Below are 17,788 nucleotides of genomic sequence, written 5' to 3'. Positions count from 1 at the left end.
GGCTCGCAGAGGCCTCGATCGTCTTGGGAACGGGCCGTGGTTCGTCGAGTGCATGTCGGCCAGGGACATCCGCATGGCCCGCGCAATCAACCAGGCGATAGTGAGCCCGGGTGTCCAGAAGACGGCATCACGAACCTGCTCCACTAGGTCTTGCGGCAGGTTGACTGTGAGCCGAACTTTGCGTGGCGGGAGGCGGCGGCGTTGTTCGGGAATTGATGCGGTGACGGCAGGGCCGAGGGGTCGTTCGTCCTGGACAGAGGGCACTGGCATCGGCGTTCCCATAGAGTTCCTCCACGGCTTCAGGTGAGTGATCGGCGATCGTGTCCGCGCAGAGCCGGGCTCGCCGCTCGACGATGAAAGGCCGCGCGCCCCTTACCGGCGCACGCGGCCTCATCGGCATGAGCGCGCGGCGATGAAGTCGCTTCGGATGGGCACGATCCGAAGGTCGTTCCACCTCGCGAATAGGCTGCTGTCTATTTTGGTGGACATCATCGGCGCCTCGCTCCGCCGGCGTCGTTCAGCACGGCGCTGGTTGGCTCATCACGTCGGCGGCGTAGAGCAACCGGCATACCAGTGCGATATGATCGGTGGATCTCACGCTAAGTGATTGCTCAATCGGAAGGTTTTACGATGCAACGCAGAAGGGGAGACGGGGAATCATGCAATTAGCACTCCTAACAAGTATCGGATCCGGAACCGCCATTATCAAAAGGGATACATCATTCGTTCCGATGCGGCTGAGGCGCATGGGAATGGAGCACTGCTGTGTGGCTCCGGAATTCGGCCGTCCGAGCGACAATGATGCGCGGAAGAACCGGCCCGTCGTCGATTGCGGCCGGTGGAGTCTACTGGTGGAGGTGTTTCATGGCAGCAGCGCAGAGGATGATGAAGAAGCCCATCCAGAGTGCGGCCCGCTGAAATGGAATGACTTCGTAGGCTTCCGCCTCGTCATCGTCGTCCTCGGATTTAAAGATGACCGTGTAGAGGAAGAGAGTCAGGAGGCAGAGCACGAGAAATAGTTTGATGAAGAACACCATCAGATACTTGGCATGATGCTGTACCCCGGCGCCGGTCTGGGACAGCAGCACCTGGTTCACGTAGTGCAGATTGATACCTCCGGTGAACAGCAGAACGATCAGTAGGATGCCGGCGACTTTCTTGTAGTGCTGATAGAAGATATCCGTGATCGGTTTGATTTGTTGACGTGGAACGGCCTTTTGCAGCCCAGGGGTCACCGCCATGACAAGAAACGCGAGACCTCCGATCCAAATGACCGCGGACAGGAGGTGGAACCAGTGGTTGACGATCGGAATCAGCTGGTTGAGATCGGTGGTGATACTTTCTAATGCGTCCATTTTCCTTAGTCCTAAGTCTCAAGCCCTCGGTGCTGAGGTGTCAAAGCCGGCGCCGTTTTCTCATGGAATCGCTTACTCAGGAGTCAGCACTCAAGGCTCAGCCCTAAAACTTGAATACAGGGGCGTCGTTCCCGAACCGCTTCTTGCGCAATTCCTCCATCAACTCCACCGTGATGAGTGTGATGTGCTGTTCGCGAGCGTGCGTTTCGACACCCTTCTTCACCATCGCCCTGAGGAAGTAAGGGATGCGACTCAACCGTAGCGCGGAGGCCTCGTCCCACTGGACTTCGGACTCTTCCGGCGTATTGAAGGCGACCTTGATCTTCTCTCCCCCCTTGGGTGTGTACAGGCACCACTGATCTTCGTCCAGCCAATCCCCGTGATCGACATAGGGCCGGGCTCGGCAGCCACCGCAGATGTCGGCATATTCGCAGTCGCCGCACTTGCCCTTCAGCTGCGGATAGCGGAACGAATTGAAAATGTCCGACTGCTCCCAGAGGTCGACGAAACTGTGCTGCCGGACATTACCGGCGGACAGGGGCATGTAGGGGCAGGGGGTGAGCTCGCCGTTCGGCGTCACGCGGGCATAGTTCGTTCCAGCGAGACAGCCGCCGCCCATGTAGCCCGTGGCCTTCGTGATGGGCGAATTGGGATCCTTTTCGTAGGCGAGCCGCTTGAAATGCGGGGCGCAACGGGCCCGCACCAGCATCCCCTTGTAGTTGTCCTGGCAGGTCACGAGATAGCCGAGCACCTCTTCATACTGAGCGGGGCTGATATCGGTCAATTCTTCGCCGCGTCCCGTGCAGACCATGAAAAAGACGTTGAGCACTCTGGCGCCCAAACCATGCGCCCATTCGATCACCGCAGGCAGCTCCTGATAGTTCATCGGCTGAGCGCTGAAATGGACTTGGAATTGAAGCCCGTTCCGCTTGCTGGCCTCGATGCCGGCGACCGCAGCCTCCCAGGCCCCGGGCACCCCTCTGAAGGCGTTGTGCTTGGCCGCGTCCAGGGAATCGATACTGATCCCGACCCCCATCACGCCGATGTCCACAAGCGTGCGGGCCATGTGGTCGTCAATGAGCATGCCGTTGGTCCCGAACACCACCATGAAGCCCGATTTCACCGCATGACGGGCGATGTCGAGGATGTCCGGACGCACCAGCGGTTCGCCTCCGGTGATGACGAGGAGGCAGCCCTTGTTGACCTGGGCGATCTGATCGATGAGGCGGAAGCATTCTTCGGTGGACAATTCGTCGTCGCCGCCTGCGGCCTTGGTGGTGGCATCCAGATAGCAGTGGTCGCACTTGAGATTGCAGCGCTTCGTCAGATTCAAGGCCACCAGATAGGGCTTGAAGTCATCCACGGTCCTGCCGTCCGCGGGACTGTCGCCTGGATTGGCGCCTGGCTTGGATGGGGTGAAAAACTGGGTAATCTGTTGTTGGAACGAACCCAGCGCTCCGGAGAGCGCAGGATTATTCAGAATAGGAAGCGATTTACCCATTTCAATTAGTGCTGAGTGCTGAGACGTGAGTGCTGATCAACTAGTGCTGAGTGCTGACATTCATGTGCTGAGTTGTAAGCCCAGGTCCGGTCAATTTATTGCTGCTACTAAGCACTCAACACCCAGGACTCAGCACTGAAAATTAGGCACTTCCTTTTCCGGTGAGGTTGGCGATCATGTCCTTCAAGTTGCCGGTCTTCATGGCCTCGGCCATATAGCCCTTGGCCTGCTCGATGCCTTCGTTGGCGACCTCCAACGTGATCATCGTCACCCCGAGCTTTTCGGCATGCTTGATGATGAGCGCTTTGGTGCAATCCCGCATGAATCCTTCCGGAGCGCGGTCCAGTCTGGCCTGGGCGTCGGGCGTCCAGGTGTAGGGTGAGGATTCGGACCGGCCGTTCTCATGCGTCTCGTCGGCGCTCACCGCAGCCAGCTTGGCCTCGGCTTCCGCCGAAGTGCCTGCGCCCTTATTGGCGAAGATCGGCTGGTAGTCTTCTTCCGCAGCTTCCTTGATCATCGGCGCGGCGTATTCGAGCGTGATGGTGGTCATGCCCAGCTTGCGGGCGCTCTTTTCGATCTTGGCCTTCGCCCGTCGCCGTTGAAATCCGGCTGGAACAGCCCGGATGGCTTCCTTGGCGTCCTTGGTCCATTGCATCGGCACGTCATCGTAAGCCAGATCGGTTTCGAGGCCGCCTTCGGACTTGGCGGCCGCGTCGAAGATGCTCTTGTCGACTTGCTTGAACCTGGCGCCTTCGGCGCCGCAGACGGGGCATTTCACCGGCGTGTCGCCCTTCCCGATGTACCCGCATCCATCGCACACGAAATAGTTCTGGCTCATGCGATCGAGATAGGCCTGGGTCGCTTCTGAGTTCTTCGGCTTCTCCTCGACGACCTGGGTCATCATGCCGCTGAGCGTCGATCCCATGAGATCCTTCGCGACCGCATCATCGGCCTGCATCTTGTCGCGGTCGATGCCGGCGGCCTCGAGGTTCCCGCCGAGAGCCCGCATCGCGTCCATCGCACCCTTCGGCAGAATGTGGCCGACGGCCGCGTCCACGACCGTGTTGCTGATGATCGTGTGGCCCTTTTCGATGGCATACCGGTGAATCGCCGTTTTGGCCACGCCGCGCGCGAATACGGGGATCTTCTCCATGCGCCGCAAGGCTTCTTCCGTCCAGGCGATCGTGTATTCGGCCTGCGTATCGATCGGGGGCACATACTTGCGGTTGGACACCAGGACGTTGCAGGGCGCGCTTCGGAGCAGATTTTCCGTGTTGCTGCCGACGTCCATGTCCTCGTCGCTGTGGACGCCGATCCGGCCGACGATCAACAGGGCGGGAACGTCCTTGCGGACGTATTGAATGATCTTTTCGAACGCCTTGCCGTCGAGCAGCGTGGTCTTGACGTCGGTCTGCTCCGCCTGGGCGATCTCGCGCGAAATGTCGAGGTGCGACTGGTAAATCTTAGCCAGGCCGCTGTCAATGATCTCTTCGTGCAGCTTTTCCTGTTCCTTGAAGCGGAATACCTTGCCGGCCTCCTCGTTCAGGACGCCGGAAATACTATGGAAGGCCGCGTAATGGAAGTACGGATCGAAGGCCGAAATCACCTCGACCGGCATGTTGAAGGCCTTGCCCAGCGAGAGCCCGGTCATGAGGCCGCCGAAGGAATAGGGACTGCCGTCCACAGCGACGACGATCTTCCCGCCGGCGAACGGTTGGATATTCTTGATGATGAGCATGTCCGAATTGCGGACACGGCGGACCACCCGTTCGGTGTTGCTGCCGATCACGCTGTCCTTCACCGCTCCGACCCCCAAGGCGCCCATGATGACGAGATCGTACGCATTGGTGTTGATGTCCTCGGCCAGGACCTTCCAGTTGCGGCCTTCAAGCGACCGTCGCTCGACCGGCAGGTTCGCCTCGTTGCACCGCTTGTCGACGTAATCGAGATAGGAGTCGGTGATGATCTGCAGCCCGCGGGTAATCAGTGAATCATGGATTTGGCGCTGCCGGTCGAGTTCCTTTTCGTCGTGGTACTCCTCAGGGAGACCCGCTTCCATCTGTTTGAAGCGTTTGTCATGCATTTTCGCGGCATAGACATGGCTGCCCACGATCTTCGAGCCGAACGCCTTGGCCAGGTGCACCCCCATATCGACGGCGGTGTTGGAATGGTCGGAATTATCGACCGGAACATAGATCGTCTTATACATCGAGATGCCTCCTCCGGGCCCTCTCACCGGCTAGGTGGAACCGCCATAATCTCCAGAAAAACCAAACGGTTGACAAACCTATCCAGTGTAAAAGAAGCGGCATGATAACACCGACCATCTCGGGAATGCAAGGCGATCAGCGGCTCCCGTTCAAGCGCCGGACCGACGGTCTTCAACATCAGTCGAGCTGGCCAGGGTCGAATTCGGGAGATGCGTGGACCGATCTTGATTCCATGATCCGCAAGCTTGGTGCCAGCTTCATCTAGAAGCGGGAATGTCGAGCGACGTCCGGAATCAGCAGGATTACGATAGAAATAGCGCGAGCGGGGAAGGAAGAAATACCGGCTGACAGAAGCGCTGGCCGTGAGGGATGGCGATGATGACGACCTGCCGCGACATATCGCGAAAAGATTAGAAAGAACAGGATGTCGATCTGGTTTGCTCAGACAGCCAGGGAGCGGTGTGAGGAGACGATCGAGATTGTCCCGGATCCACACCGAGACACTCCACGGGTAAGGCGTCCTCGTTATTATGTGGAGGAGGCCGTCAGAGATTTTTCTTCGGAGTGCGATGCAGCGCGGGACTTGGAGGTTCGTAGGATCTCTTCAAGAGACAGCAACGCATCCCGTCCGGAATTGCCTTCGATGCCGCGGGCGAGGTTGGCGTCGGCATAGGGTCCGGAGTCTGCCGAGGTTTGCGACAAGGAACCGGTCCATTTGCGGGGGTCGCGGCTCCCGCTCTTGCGCTCCCAGGCCTTGAGGCAAGCCTTGGCGATGATCTTGTTGAGCGGCGCCGGGTTATACAGTAGCTTCCTGATGCTCGTCGGCGTCAGCATCAGCGGGTTGTAGCCGGCCGAGAGATACCCTTCCTCCAGCAATCGCTGCTCCAAGTCCGTATTCGGCTGGATGCCGAGGAAGAACATCAGGGGGAACACCCGCTCTTCGCCTAAAATAGCTGCCACGGTCTTGTAGGCCTCGACGCTCTGCAACAAGGTGTCCTCGGTTTCCTTGGGGCTGTTCAGCGAGTAGTTCAGGATCACCTTGCCCTTGAAGCCAGCCTCTGCAAGGTACCGGCATCCGTCATACAGTCGTTCGAGCTTGAAGCCCATGTGCAGGTTGTTGAGGATTTCCTGCGATCCCGAGGTGATCGCCACTTCCAGATCTCCCACGCCGGACCGGACCATCAATTTCGCTAAGTCTGGGGTGATCAGGGAGGTCCGGATATAGCCGGACCATTCGATCTCCATCTTCTCGCTGATGATGCGCTCGAGGATCTCCGTGCACTGGGGATAGGCTTCTTTCCCAGTAATGAACTGTGCGTCGGTGAACCAGAAGCGGCGTGCGCCCCATTGATGGTAATGTTGCGCGATGTCCTTCACCACCATGTCGGGCGGTCGATACCGGACTCGCTTGCCTTCAATATAAGGATAGAGGCAGAAGGCGCAGTCGTACGGACAGCCTCGCTTGGTCTGGACGCCGATGGCCTCTCCCTGATACTCGCGGTACTGCGGGAAGATCGACGTCAGATAGGGCAGATCCACCGTGAGCGCGTCGAGCAACGCCGGCGAGCCTTGCTGTCCCTTTCTCACCCGGCCGTTTTCCTTGACAATGTAGCGTTCGTCCTCGATGGACCGGCCTTCGATCAACTTGAGAATCGCGTCCTCTCCTTCGCCCAGGAGGCCGATGGAGCCTTCCGGCAGCTTGTCGATCAATTGATCGGCAAAGGCGGTGAAGGCGCCGCCGCCGATCATGATCTGAGACTTGGGGAATTCTTTTCGGATGAGCCAGGGATAGGACAAGATCGTATAGATGTGGCGGTAATAACGGTAGAGCTGCTTCACGCCTTCGATCGACGCGACGATGCGCTTGAGTGGATTGCTCGCAAAGTAGAAGTTGAACGCATGTTCCAGCGAGGAATCTCCTTCATGGGGAGAAAAGATCTGGATGTCGCGCCATGAAAAGCAGACCAGGTCCGGCCGGAACACCGTAGCCGCGTCCCTGATCGCTTGACTCCGCTGTGAGATCGGATAGAGCGACAGGTCCAGAATCTGCTGGCGGACGTCAGGCCTGCGGCGGTGAATGAAGTCGGCCAGATAGGTAATCCCGATCGGATAGACCTTCTTGCAGGGGAGGAAAATGTAGAGAATCGAGTTCATAGTTTTGAGTGTTGAGTTTTTAGTCTGAACCACTCAACACTAAAAACTCACAACTAACAACTTTATTTTATCGCAATATGTATCGCCACAATCCCGCCGGAGAGGTTTCGATAGGAGACCTCTCGGAAGCCGGCCTCGCGCATGATTTGGCAGAGCCGTTCCTGATCGGGAAACGTCCGGATCGAGGCCGGGAGGTATTCGTATACGCCGGTTTTGTCGCGGGCGACCTTCGTGCCGATCCACGGCAGCAAGGTAAACGAATACCAATCGTACAGGGCGCGGAGCCATCCGAACACCGGTCGGGAAAATTCCAGGCAGACGAACGTGCCGCCCGGTTTCATCACCCGGCGAATCTCTCCCACGGCCTGGGAGAGATTGCCGACGTTGCGCATGCAAAAGCCGGTCGTGACCGCGTCAAAGCTATCGTCGGCAAATCCCAAATGCTCGGCGTTCGCCTGCAGGCAGGTGATCTTCCCCGCCAATCCCTTGACGCCGACCTTCTTCAGGCCTTCCGCCAGCATGGCATGGTTCAGGTCGGAGGCGACGACCCGTCCCCGTGCGCCCATGCGGGGCTCCAGCAAGAGCGCCAGGTCAGCCGTACCGGCGCCGACGTCGAGCGCCGTACCCTTCTCAACGAGCGGGACGAGCGAGGCCGTACGCTTTTTCCAACGGTGGTGGAGTCCGAAGCTCAGCAGCGTGTTGTTCAGATCATAGACGCCGGCGATCGCCGTGAACATCCGCTGCACGGCCTGCTCGCGGGCTTCGCCCGACCAGGTTGAGATGGTGCGGGCCTCCGCGTCGGACGGTGGTTGCGTCTGCGGCACGGACTCCTCCACAGATAACATGCCCAGCGTGGTAGCACCCGCTTTCTGGTGATGTCAAGCCGGCCATCCATACGGTAGTAGGTCGGTTTGCCGCCAGAAGCGCTGAAGTTTGTCATTCCCGCGGAAGCGGGAATCCAGTCAGGGCCTTGCCCTCAGCATTCAGTCGTGATCGGGGACTGGATACCCGCCGAAGCCTGCCCTCGACCGCATCTTCCAGAGCTTGGTGACCGGCATTCCCATTGCACGCCCTTGGCAGATTGGCTAGACCATGAGATAGGAGTAAACTCACCACATGACGTCATTCCTTCGCATACAACAAGTCGAGCCGCTCGATCATTTTCAACTCCGCCTGACTCTGACGGACGGGTCTGTGGTTGAGCGAGATGTTTCCGATTTGTTAGTCGGGCCCGTTTTTGAATCGATTCGCAAAGACCCTGCGCGGTTCCGTGAAGTCCGTGTGGAGGCAGGCGCAGTATTTTGGCCGACAGGCGCTGACCTATGCCCAGAGGTCCTTATCTGGGGCGGTCCCCCGCCGCGAGAGCCGCGCATCCCTCCGAAAGAACTGCATCTCGAAGCAAAGGGCGCCGGCGCGTAAGCACCCATCGGCGCCTGTCTCACAACAATCACCTTCTTGCTGCTTTTCGGCTTTCACCATTCGAATCTCGTCGTACCCGGTTTAAGCGGCTGTCACGTCGGCCATCCAGAGCTTGGCTCCCGGCATTTCCATTGCTCCACCTGGGGGAATTGGCTAGACTCTCGTGCGCCATGGCCCTTCATCCACGCTTCCCAACCTCTCCGTACGAGCCACTCATTCCCGATCAGCGCTGGTTTCCTGCCGACGAAACGCTCCGCACAACGGCGTACGACAAACTGCTTCCGCCTCTTGTTGCGAAAGTCCGCGAGGAAGTCTTCGCCTGGCGAGCCAATGGATACGCCGGCGCCTCCACCACCTCGGTCGCCCTGCTCCGTTATTGGTTCGAGACCGAGCACCTGATCGAAAACGCCGATGGGTCGCGCTCCCCCTTCCGCTACTACTTCGCTCAGCGGGAGGCGGTCGAGACGGTCATCTGGCTGTTCGAGGTTCGCCGTGCCCGCGATAAATACGATCTGATGCGGTTCGATGCGTCGGGCGCGGTCTCAACCGGCATGTTCGATGAGGACTGGCCTCGCTACATGTTGAAGATGGCGACCGGCGCGGGAAAAACGAAAGTGCTCTCCCTGCTCATCGCCTGGAGCTTTTTTCATAAACTGTACGAGACAGACTCTGCCCTCTCGCGTAATTTCCTGGTCATCGCCCCAAACATCATTGTGCTCGATCGGTTGCGGGCCGATTTCGACGGCCTGAAAATCTTCTTCAACGATCCGATTCTTCCTCCTAATGGACACGAAGGCCGCAACTGGCGAGACGACTTTCAGCTCACGCTCCATATCCAGGACGACGTGCGCGTCGTCCGAGAAACCGGCAATCTGTTCCTAACCAACATTCACCGCGTCTTTCTCGGCGACGTGACCGATCCGTCGCTGGAAGACGACGACCTGCGCGATTACTTTCTCGCGCCGTTCGGTCCCAAGCCCGTCGGCAAGACCACCGACAGCCGAACCGACCTCGGCGAGATCGTCCGTGAGGTGGAAGAACTGGCCGTCTTCAACGACGAGGCGCACCATATTCACGACCCCAAGATGGCTTGGTTCAAATCCATTCAGGATATTCATCACAAGATGCTTCAGAAAGACCGTCGCCTGGCCTTGCAAGTGGACGTGACGGCGACGCCGCGCCATAACAACGGCGCGATCTTCGTCCAGACGGTGTCCGACTATCCGCTCGTCGAAGCCATTCACCAGAATGTCGTCAAGCATCCCATCCTGCCGGACGCCGCCAGCCGCGCCAGGCTGACGGAGAAAACGAGCGCCCTCTTCACCGAGAAATACGACGACTATCTCAGACTGGGCATCGAGGAATGGCGAAAGAGCTTTACGGAGCACCAGGCGCTCGGCAAGAAAGCCGTGCTCTTCGTGATGGTGGACGACACGCGCAACTGCGATGAAGTGGGCGCCTATCTCGAAAAGATTTGTCCCGAATTACAAGGCGGCGTGCTCGTCATCCACACCAAGAACAACGGCGAAATTTCCGAAGCCGCGTCCGGGAAGAGCAAGGAGGAACTCGAAACGCTCCGCAAGCAAGCCAACGAGATCGACACCTGGAAGTCACCCTACAAAGCCATCGTCTCCGTCCTCATGCTCAAGGAGGGCTGGGACGTGCGCAACGTCACCGTGATCTGCGGCCTGCGCGCCTATGCCGCGATGAGCGACATCCTCCCCGAACAAACCATCGGACGCGGCCTACGCCGGATGTATTTCGGCAACGATCTGGTGCGGGAAACGGTCTCCGTCATGGGCACGCCCAAGTTTATGGACTTCGTCGAATCCATCCAGGCGGAGGGTGTCAGTCTCGAACTGGTGCCGATGGGGGGCGGTGCCTCGCGCCAGGATTCCCTCATCGTCGAAGTGGATACGGAGAATCCCGACAAGAACCTCGACGAATTGGACATTCCACTGCCCAAACTCACCCGCCGCTTCCACCGGGACTACAAGGACCTCGATGCGCTCGACCCGTCGGCCCTGGGCCACAGACCTTCGCCGCTGAAGCCCTTCACCCCGGAAGAAACGCGCGAGATCGTCTTCAAAACCATGCTCGACTCGGAGATTCACCATACCATTCAACTCGACGGCTCCGGCCCCGCCGACTATCGCTCCGTGGTCGCGTTCTTCGCCCGCCAATTACTCAAGGATCTGCGCCTCGTCGGCGGCTACGATGTGCTGTATGGAAAGATGAAGACCTTCATGCGCGACCATCTGTTCGCCGGCTCACCGGTCAATCTTGAAGACCCGGTCGTCCTCCGCAATCTGTCCGAACCGGATGTCGCCAAGACGCTGTACGATGCCTTCAAGACTGCCATCAATGCGCTGACCATTCAGGACCGCGGCGCCACGCGCATCGAAGACAGGATTCGACTGCGGGAAACGCGCCCCTTTCGCACCCAACATCGCCCATTCCTCGCCGCCAAGAAATCTCTCTTCACCAAAACCGTCGGCGAGCCTCACTCAGGCGGGTTCGAGCTGTCGTTCGCGGCCTTCCTGGAATCGGCGAAGGACGTGGCGGCCTTCGCCAAGAACTACCTCGCAGTCGGCTTCAAACTCGACTATGTGAAGGCCGACGGGGATCTGTCCACCTATACGCCGGATTTCCTCGTCCGGACAACCGACGGCGTCACCTGGATCGTCGAGACCAAGGGGCGGGCTGAATTGGACTTGCCGCAGAAGATGGCCCGGCTCAAGCAATGGTGCGCCGACGCCACTGCCGCCGAGGAGAACGGACAACGATACGATTTCGTCTTCGTCGATCAAACCGGCTTCGAGAAGCACAGCCCGACCACCTTCGCTGCGCTCGCCGCGAGTTTCACGGAATACAGGTCATGACCGAGACGGAACTCCAGCAAGTCTTGCAGCACCTTCTCACCGGGTGGGAAAGCGAGTGCGTGGAGTTCAAGGACGCCAACGACAACTTTTCCACGTCCGACATCGGCAAGTATTTTTCGGCCCTGAGCAACGAGGCCAATCTGCGCGGCTTGTCCGCCGCGTGGCTCGTGTTTGGCGTGGACAACACCACGCGCCAGGTAGTCGGCACCGAGTACCGACGCGAACGGGAGCGGCTGCATAGCCTGAAACACCAGATCGCCCAGGGTACAGATCCGTCCACCAGCTTCCGTGAAATCCATGAGATTCACACTCCATCCGGGCGGGTGGTGTTATTTGAAATTCCCGCCGCGCCGCGCGGCATTCCCATCGCATGGCAAACTCACTTCTATGCCCGGACCGGGTCCAGCCTCACCGGTCTCAGCATTGCCAAGCAGGACGAAATCCGCGCCCAAGGTCTGGCCGATGACTGGTCTGCCATTGTCGTCACGCAGGCTGTTCTCGCCGACCTTGATCCCGAGGCCTTGGCAAAAGCCCGCGCTATCTTTGCTGCACGGCATTCCAGCCGCATCCCTGAGGCCACCATCCGCGCCTGGGACGACGCCGCCTTTCTTGAACAGGCCAAGTTGACCGTGCGGGGCGGCATCACCCGTGCGTGTCTGCTCCTGCTGGGCCGGGAACAGGCCACTACACTGCTCAACCCTCATGTGGCCGAGATGACGTGGAAACTCGAAGGCCCTGAACGCGGGTACGATCATTTCCATCCGCCTTTCTTGCTTAACACATCGCGGCTCTTCCAGCGCATTCGCAATCTGCGCCTCTCGCTGTTGCCGCCGGGTCAGCTGATCCCGGTGGACATCCAGAAATACGACGAAAAGATCGTGCTCGAAGCCCTCCACAACTGCATCGCCCATCAGGATTACACCCGCTGCGAACGAATCCTGGTCATCGAGCGGCTTGGTGAACTCGAATTTCAGAACGCCGGCGAGTTTTACGACGGCACACCCGACGATTACATCCGCGCCAACCGTTCGCCCCGCCGGTATCGCAATCGTTTCCTCGCCGAAGCTATGGTCACGCTGCGCATGATTGATACCCTGGGCTTCGGCATCCGCGAGGTCATGTGGAAGGGGCAGGCTAGCCGCTACCTGCCGTTGCCTGATTATGATTTGTCCGAGCCGGGTCACGTCACACTCCGCATCCAGGGTCGCTTCATTGACGAAAATTACAGCCGCGCTCTGCTCACCCATGCCGATCTTCCGTGGCTGGACGTGCTGGCGCTCGACACCGTTCAAAAAGGCGGCCTGCCGGAAGATGCGCTCGTGCAAGACCTCCGCCACCGTGGGCTGATTGAAGGCCGCAAACCCAAGCTCCATGTTGCGGCCGATGTTGCCGCCGCGACGGACACCCAGGCGGAATACATCCGACACCGGGCCTTCGATGACCGGTATTTCTGTGATCTGATTCTTGATTTCCTGAAAACCTTCGAGCAAGGGCAGCGATCTGATTTTGAACGTCTCCTGACGGGAAAGCTTTCTGACCTGCTGTCCGGCAAGCAGAAAGCCAGAAAAATTAACAATCTCCTCCAACGCCTTCGTCGGGAGGGCAAAGTGGTTACCGATGGCCGCACCAAAGGGGCTACCTGGCGATTGACTACGATTGACTAGGATTAACTACGATTGACTACGGTCAGCCATGACGGCCAACAGCGTGTTATTGACGAGAAACCCAGTCCAGCCACCGAAACACCGGTAACCCCCAATGTTGACAGGCCAATTCTTAATTGACGGTTAATTGACTGGAGTCCTATGGCCCGCGAAACCGCTCATGACGACCTCTCCGATGCCGAGAAGCGCGACCTCGTTAAACTGATCGAGCAGGGGAAGCCGCTGCCGGAGAAGTATCGCTTTCTCCTCTTCGCCGACAAGCGCGAGGTCGAGCTGGTGTGGAACGGCAAAAGCCGGGAAGTCTGCACCGCCGTGCTGCCGTTTCAGACCCTCGAACACATCGACGAGCCCCGGAAGGAACAGCGCGACAACGGCGAGCTGGACCTCGACATGGGCGGGCGTCAAATTAAAGGCTGGACCAACAAACTCATCTGGGGAGACAACAAGCTGATTCTCTCGTCGCTCAAGGCCGGGGCGCTCCGCCGCCAAATCGAGGAGGCCGGCGGTCTCAAGCTCATCTACATCGACCCGCCCTTCGACGTGGGCGCGGACTTCAGCATGGATATCGAGATCGGCGGCGAGACCTTCCACAAGGAGCCGAACCTTTTGGAACAGATCGCCTACCGCGATACGTGGGGGCGCGGCGCCGACTCCTTCATCGCCATGATTTACGAACGGCTGATCCTCATGCGCGACTTAATGCACCCAGAAGGCAGCATCTACGTGCATTGCGACGGGAGAGTGAGCGCGTTCATCCGTTCCGCGATGGATGAAGTTTTCGGTAGGGACAACTTCCGGAACGACATCATCTGGCAGCGGACTTCGTCACATAACGACCCCGACCGGTTCGGAAATGTTCACGACATCATCTACTATTTCGGAAAAGCTGAGAACGTGACTTGGAACGAGCAATATGACCCGCCCGACAAGGATTTCTTTGAAACTCACGACTTCGAGACAGACGAGCAAGGTAGACACTACAGAAAGCGTGACCTGACAGCACCAGCGCATGGCCGAGGCACGGGAATCTACCCATGGAAGGGCAAGTATCCGCCACAGGGAAGAATGTGGAGCTACACGGAAGAGAATATGAAGAAACTGGAAGCTGAGGACCGCATTGTTTACACGAAAACCGGGACGCCCCGATTGAAAATTCTCGTGGATGATTTGAAGGGGCTTCCTGTGCAAACAGTTTGGGCACGCTCCCAGTTTTGGCTGAATTCGGCGGCGAAAGAACGAATGGGTTACCCGACTCAAAAGCCCGAAGCCCTATTGGAACGCATCCTCAAAGCCTCCAGCAACGAAGGCGATTTGGTAGCGGACTTTTTCTGCGGCAGCGGCACGACTGCGGCGGTGGCAGAAAAGCTCGGCCGCAAATGGATTGCCACCGACTTGGGCAAGTTCGGCATTCACACCACGCGCAAACGGCTCATTCAAGTGCAACGGGAGTTGAAAGCCTCCGGCAAATCCTTCCGCGCCTTCGAGGTGCTCAACTTGGGCCGCTACGAACGCCAGGCCTATCTCAACGTCGCCGGGCGTCTCACTGGCAAGAAGAAAGAGCAAGCTCTCGCCAAGAAAGAGGCAGAGTTCCGCGAATTGATCCTGAAGGCCTACCGGGCCGAGCCTTTATCTGAAACAGCCTTCTTCCATGGCAAGCTGGCTGGTCGGCTGGTCGTCGTCGGCCCGATCAACCTGCCGGTCGGGCGGCTGTTCATCGAAGAAGTCATTACGGAATGCCGCAAGCGCGGTGCCTCTCGCGTAGACGTGCTGGCCTTCGAGTTCGAGATGGGCTTGTTTCCCGCCGTGCTGGACGAGGCGAAACAGAAGGGCCTCGACTTGGCGCCCAAGACGATTCCACCGGAAGTCTTCGACAAACGCGCAGTCGAGAAGGGACAAGTGCGGTTCCACGACGTGGCCTACATCGAAGTCACGCCGCGATTCGACAAGAAGGGCAAGCTGACGCTGGCCGTCGAGCTGACGGATTTCTCCGTCTACTACTCGCAGGGCATTGCCAAGTCCATCGAGGCTGAATTGAAGGAAGGCAAGAGCGAAGTGGTCTGCGAGCAGGGCCACCTCTACAAAATCAGCAAGGACAAGAAGGGCGTCGTCCAGAAGGAGAAGCTCACGAAGAAATGGACCGACTGGGTGGACTACTGGGCCGTGGATTTCAATTACGAGAGTCGGAAGGAAATCATTAAGGTGCCGCGAGGCTCCGGCTTGACCGGCGTGCAGGGTTTCTTGCCAGGGCAAGAACCGCTGCAACGCGAACTGGAATTATCCGCCGAGGATTTCGAGGAACGATGGACCGGCGCCTACATTTTCGAGAACGAATGGCAGAGCTTCCGCACCCGCCGGAGCCGCGACCTCGAATTGAAATCCGCCCAGCACCGCTACGACAAGCCCGGCCGCTACACCATCGCCGTCAAAGTCATCGACATCTTCGGCAACGACACGATGACGCTCATGCCGGTGAACGTGGGCTAAAAGCCCATCCCAGGACCGGCATGGTGTTCCGACCTGGTTGCCCCTATTGACCGGCTTCGACGCGCCTAGGAAGGCAGTTGTCGACGAATCCAAGATGTTCTGTATTGGCCTGTAAACACGTGATTGTTCCTCTCAGGCCTTTACCATCGATCTTCTTCAATCCCTCGGCGAGCATGGCGTGATTCAAATCCGACGCGATGACGCGTCCATGCGCGCCCATCCGAGGCTCCACGAGGAGCGCGAGATCGGCTGTCCCGGCTCCGACGTCGAGCACGGTCCCGTGTTCAACGGGAGGCACGGAGGCGGCCGTGATTTTCTTCCAGCGATAATGCAGGCCGAAGCTGGCAGGGTGTTGTTGAGATCGTCCTCCCCGGCAATGGCGGTGAACATGCGTTGGACCGCTCGCTCGCGCTCGGAGCCCGACCAGGTCGAGACCGCACTCGGGGGAGGCTGGATTTTCGCGCCGCCGACTGTGGTTCGGTTCTCTAATCGCGTGGATTTAGAATTGATCCAGCTTGAGCGCTGCTGCGACGATAGGTTTGGCCCAGTTCGGTGTTGACGTCAGGTCCGGCGGGCCGAAAATTCTACCATGCTTCATGTGCAGCACCGGCGTCGGCTTTGGGGTTTGGCCGGTCGCGGGGTCCGCGTCCCCGCTGTTGTCGTATACGTGCAGGCTTGTGAGGTGGGGAAGCAGTGTAATGAGGTTGAGACGGCTATGTTCGTAGCGCCGATGAATGTCGTGCTCAGGGATGTCGTGCCCGCCTTGGCTGACCCGGGTCTGCACACGCTTGATGTGTAATTCCGGGCTGGACAGACCCACATACCAGACGTGCACCTCGATGCCTCGTTCGGCGGCTTGCATGAGGAGGGTCGTGATGGTGCTCCCGCCGAGGGTGGTCTCGAATGTGAAATCAAGGTATTCTTCGATCGCCCGCTTGAGCAGTCTCACGCCCTGGCGCCAGGCTGCGCTGTTGGCGTCGGCTTGAGTCAGGGTAGGATCTTTCTCCCTGAGGGCGCGAGCCGCTTCATCCGGATTGAAATACTCGCCTCCGTGTTGACGGATGGCCGCTCCGCCGATGCTGCTCTTCCCCGCGCCATTGACGCCGGCCAGTACATGAATGCTTGGCCCCTTGGGGGCACTCATGCCCGCGCGGCGGCAGGAACCCGCCGCGCTCGTTTGCGCGGCGGTATACGGCGCTTTTTGGCGGCCTTGACCGCGGCGTGCCCCAGTTCTGCAGGAGAGGCGTTGAAGGCGGCCTCCACGCCCTTTCTCGCTTTTGATGTCTGCATGCGGGCCAGCAATCCGTCGAACTCTGCGTTCAGATCGTCGAGTGAGCGGCAGCGTTCTTTGATGAGCGATTCGAACTCGGCGAACGAGAGAAGCACGGCCTTGGGCGTGTCGTGACGGGTAATAGCGACCGCGCCACTGTGCATAGTTTTCTCCAGGATGGCCCCGAACTCGTTCTTGACTTTCGTGGCAGCCACGGTGGAGATGTCCACAAGCTGGCCATAGCTGTTTCTAAACGTGAGCTTAGACATGGTGACCTCGCTAGGGGGATAATGACCAATCAAGCTGAATTGTACATATTAGCCATTTATTGGTCAAGCGTGCGTAGAGGGGAGTAGTGGGTCAGTTTCCTCTTGCGTCATGCCCGCGAAGCTTGTCCTCGCATGCTTTAAGCGGGGAGCGGGCATCCACTCCTCGATCAAGACTCTATGCTGACGAGAAGGCCTTGACTGGATTCCCGCTTCCGCGGGAATGACAAACTCCAGTGCTTCTAGTGGCAGACTGACCCACTACCAAGGCTAGGCGGTTGCATCGAAGTCCGAACCATGTGAGGATACTTTCCGTGAAAGCCCAGTCCCCTCGACCGGGAGGATGTGACAGGGCTATGAATCATAAGGAACTGGAAGCCGAAATCATGAAACTTGACTTGGATGCGAGGGCGCAGCTCGCGGAAAAACTCATTTTGAGTTTGGATGCCCCCTCGGAAGAAGAAAATTTGCGGCTGTGGATTGCTGAAGCGGAGCGAAGACTCAGAGATCTGCGTGAGGGCAGAGCCAAAGAAATACCCGCCAATGAGGTGTTTCGCCGGGTGCGACAAGCTCTTTATTGAGG

The 17,788-nt window shown here is 58.7% G+C and carries 12 protein-coding genes; 4 read left to right on the top strand and 8 right to left on the bottom strand.

Going from position 1 to position 17,788, the window contains the following annotated elements; all coding sequences use genetic code 11:
• Positions 1 to 845 precede the first annotated feature (845 nt).
• The 5 genes from P0111_15725 to P0111_15705 all read right to left on the bottom strand — a co-directional run bounded on the left by P0111_15725 (position 846) and on the right by P0111_15705 (position 8,044).
• A complete protein-coding gene (locus P0111_15725) occupies positions 846 to 1,355 on the bottom strand; it encodes a DUF4149 domain-containing protein (protein MDF0645480.1) in 510 nt (169 codons plus the stop codon).
• A gap of 103 nt (positions 1,356 to 1,458) precedes the next feature.
• Positions 1,459 to 2,856 carry a radical SAM protein gene (locus P0111_15720; GenBank protein ID MDF0645479.1) on the bottom strand — a complete coding sequence of 466 codons (1,398 nt, stop codon included), beginning with the start codon at positions 2,854 to 2,856 and terminating at the stop codon, positions 1,459 to 1,461.
• Between the two features lie 142 nt (positions 2,857 to 2,998).
• Positions 2,999 to 5,065 carry a universal stress protein gene (locus tag P0111_15715; protein MDF0645478.1) on the bottom strand — a complete coding sequence of 689 codons (2,067 nt, stop codon included), beginning with the start codon at positions 5,063 to 5,065 and terminating at the stop codon, positions 2,999 to 3,001.
• 529 nt (positions 5,066 to 5,594) lie between these two features.
• A complete protein-coding gene (locus tag P0111_15710) occupies positions 5,595 to 7,220 on the bottom strand; it encodes a radical SAM protein (protein ID MDF0645477.1) in 1,626 nt (541 codons plus the stop codon).
• 62 nt (positions 7,221 to 7,282) lie between these two features.
• A complete protein-coding gene (locus P0111_15705; protein ID MDF0645476.1) occupies positions 7,283 to 8,044 on the bottom strand; it encodes a class I SAM-dependent methyltransferase in 762 nt (253 codons plus the stop codon).
• A gap of 765 nt (positions 8,045 to 8,809) precedes the next feature.
• Here P0111_15705 and P0111_15700 point away from each other — a divergent pair.
• The 3 genes from P0111_15700 to P0111_15690 all read left to right on the top strand — a co-directional run bounded on the left by P0111_15700 (position 8,810) and on the right by P0111_15690 (position 15,669).
• Positions 8,810 to 11,521, top strand: a complete 2,712-nt coding sequence (locus P0111_15700) for a DEAD/DEAH box helicase family protein (GenBank protein MDF0645475.1) — start codon at positions 8,810 to 8,812, stop codon at positions 11,519 to 11,521.
• Complete coding sequence (locus P0111_15695) at positions 11,518 to 13,185, top strand: putative DNA binding domain-containing protein (GenBank protein ID MDF0645474.1); 1,668 nt, start codon at positions 11,518 to 11,520, stop codon at positions 13,183 to 13,185. Before P0111_15700 ends, P0111_15695 begins: the two co-directional genes overlap by 4 nt.
• A gap of 141 nt (positions 13,186 to 13,326) precedes the next feature.
• Entirely contained in the window at positions 13,327 to 15,669 is a 2,343-nt protein-coding gene (locus P0111_15690) for a site-specific DNA-methyltransferase (protein ID MDF0645473.1), read from the top strand.
• Between the two features lie 43 nt (positions 15,670 to 15,712).
• Here P0111_15690 and P0111_15685 read toward each other — a convergent pair whose 3' ends face one another.
• The 3 genes from P0111_15685 to P0111_15675 form a co-directional block, all read right to left on the bottom strand.
• Positions 15,713 to 16,003, bottom strand: coding sequence for a class I SAM-dependent methyltransferase (locus P0111_15685; protein MDF0645472.1), 291 nt, complete (start codon positions 16,001 to 16,003; stop codon positions 15,713 to 15,715).
• Positions 16,004 to 16,168: 165 nt separating this feature from the next.
• On the bottom strand, positions 16,169 to 16,813 hold the full coding sequence (locus P0111_15680) for a zeta toxin family protein (protein MDF0645471.1): 645 nt from the start codon (positions 16,811 to 16,813) through the stop codon (positions 16,169 to 16,171).
• Entirely contained in the window at positions 16,810 to 17,208 is a 399-nt protein-coding gene (locus tag P0111_15675; GenBank protein MDF0645470.1) for a type II toxin-antitoxin system prevent-host-death family antitoxin, read from the bottom strand. The genes P0111_15680 and P0111_15675 overlap by 4 nt, the downstream gene beginning before the upstream one ends.
• A 353-nt stretch (positions 17,209 to 17,561) precedes the next feature.
• Here P0111_15675 and P0111_15670 point away from each other — a divergent pair, with 353 nt between their 5' ends.
• The gene (locus tag P0111_15670) at positions 17,562 to 17,786 is read left to right on the top strand and encodes an addiction module protein (GenBank protein ID MDF0645469.1); all 225 of its coding nucleotides are present in this window, start codon (positions 17,562 to 17,564) and stop codon (positions 17,784 to 17,786) included.
• Positions 17,787 to 17,788 lie beyond the last annotated feature (2 nt).

The sequence above is a fragment of the Nitrospira sp. genome (genome assembly GCA_029194535.1).
Taxonomy (GTDB): Bacteria; Nitrospirota; Nitrospiria; order Nitrospirales; family Nitrospiraceae; genus Nitrospira_C.
This window is presented reverse-complemented; position numbering and strand designations above follow the sequence as displayed.

Coding starts and splice junctions, on each gene's coding strand:
- P0111_15725 (MDF0645480.1), bottom strand. CDS start 1,355: ATGGACGCATTAGAAAGTATCACCACCGATCTCAACCAGCTGATTCCG.
- P0111_15720 (MDF0645479.1), bottom strand. CDS start 2,856: ATGGGTAAATCGCTTCCTATTCTGAATAATCCTGCGCTCTCCGGAGCG.
- P0111_15715 (MDF0645478.1), bottom strand. CDS start 5,065: ATGTATAAGACGATCTATGTTCCGGTCGATAATTCCGACCATTCCAAC.
- P0111_15710 (MDF0645477.1), bottom strand. CDS start 7,220: ATGAACTCGATTCTCTACATTTTCCTCCCCTGCAAGAAGGTCTATCCG.
- P0111_15700 (MDF0645475.1), top strand. CDS start 8,810: ATGGCCCTTCATCCACGCTTCCCAACCTCTCCGTACGAGCCACTCATT.
- P0111_15695 (MDF0645474.1), top strand. CDS start 11,518: ATGACCGAGACGGAACTCCAGCAAGTCTTGCAGCACCTTCTCACCGGG.
- P0111_15690 (MDF0645473.1), top strand. CDS start 13,327: ATGGCCCGCGAAACCGCTCATGACGACCTCTCCGATGCCGAGAAGCGC.
- P0111_15680 (MDF0645471.1), bottom strand. CDS start 16,813: ATGAGTGCCCCCAAGGGGCCAAGCATTCATGTACTGGCCGGCGTCAAT.
- P0111_15675 (MDF0645470.1), bottom strand. CDS start 17,208: ATGTCTAAGCTCACGTTTAGAAACAGCTATGGCCAGCTTGTGGACATC.
- P0111_15670 (MDF0645469.1), top strand. CDS start 17,562: ATGAATCATAAGGAACTGGAAGCCGAAATCATGAAACTTGACTTGGAT.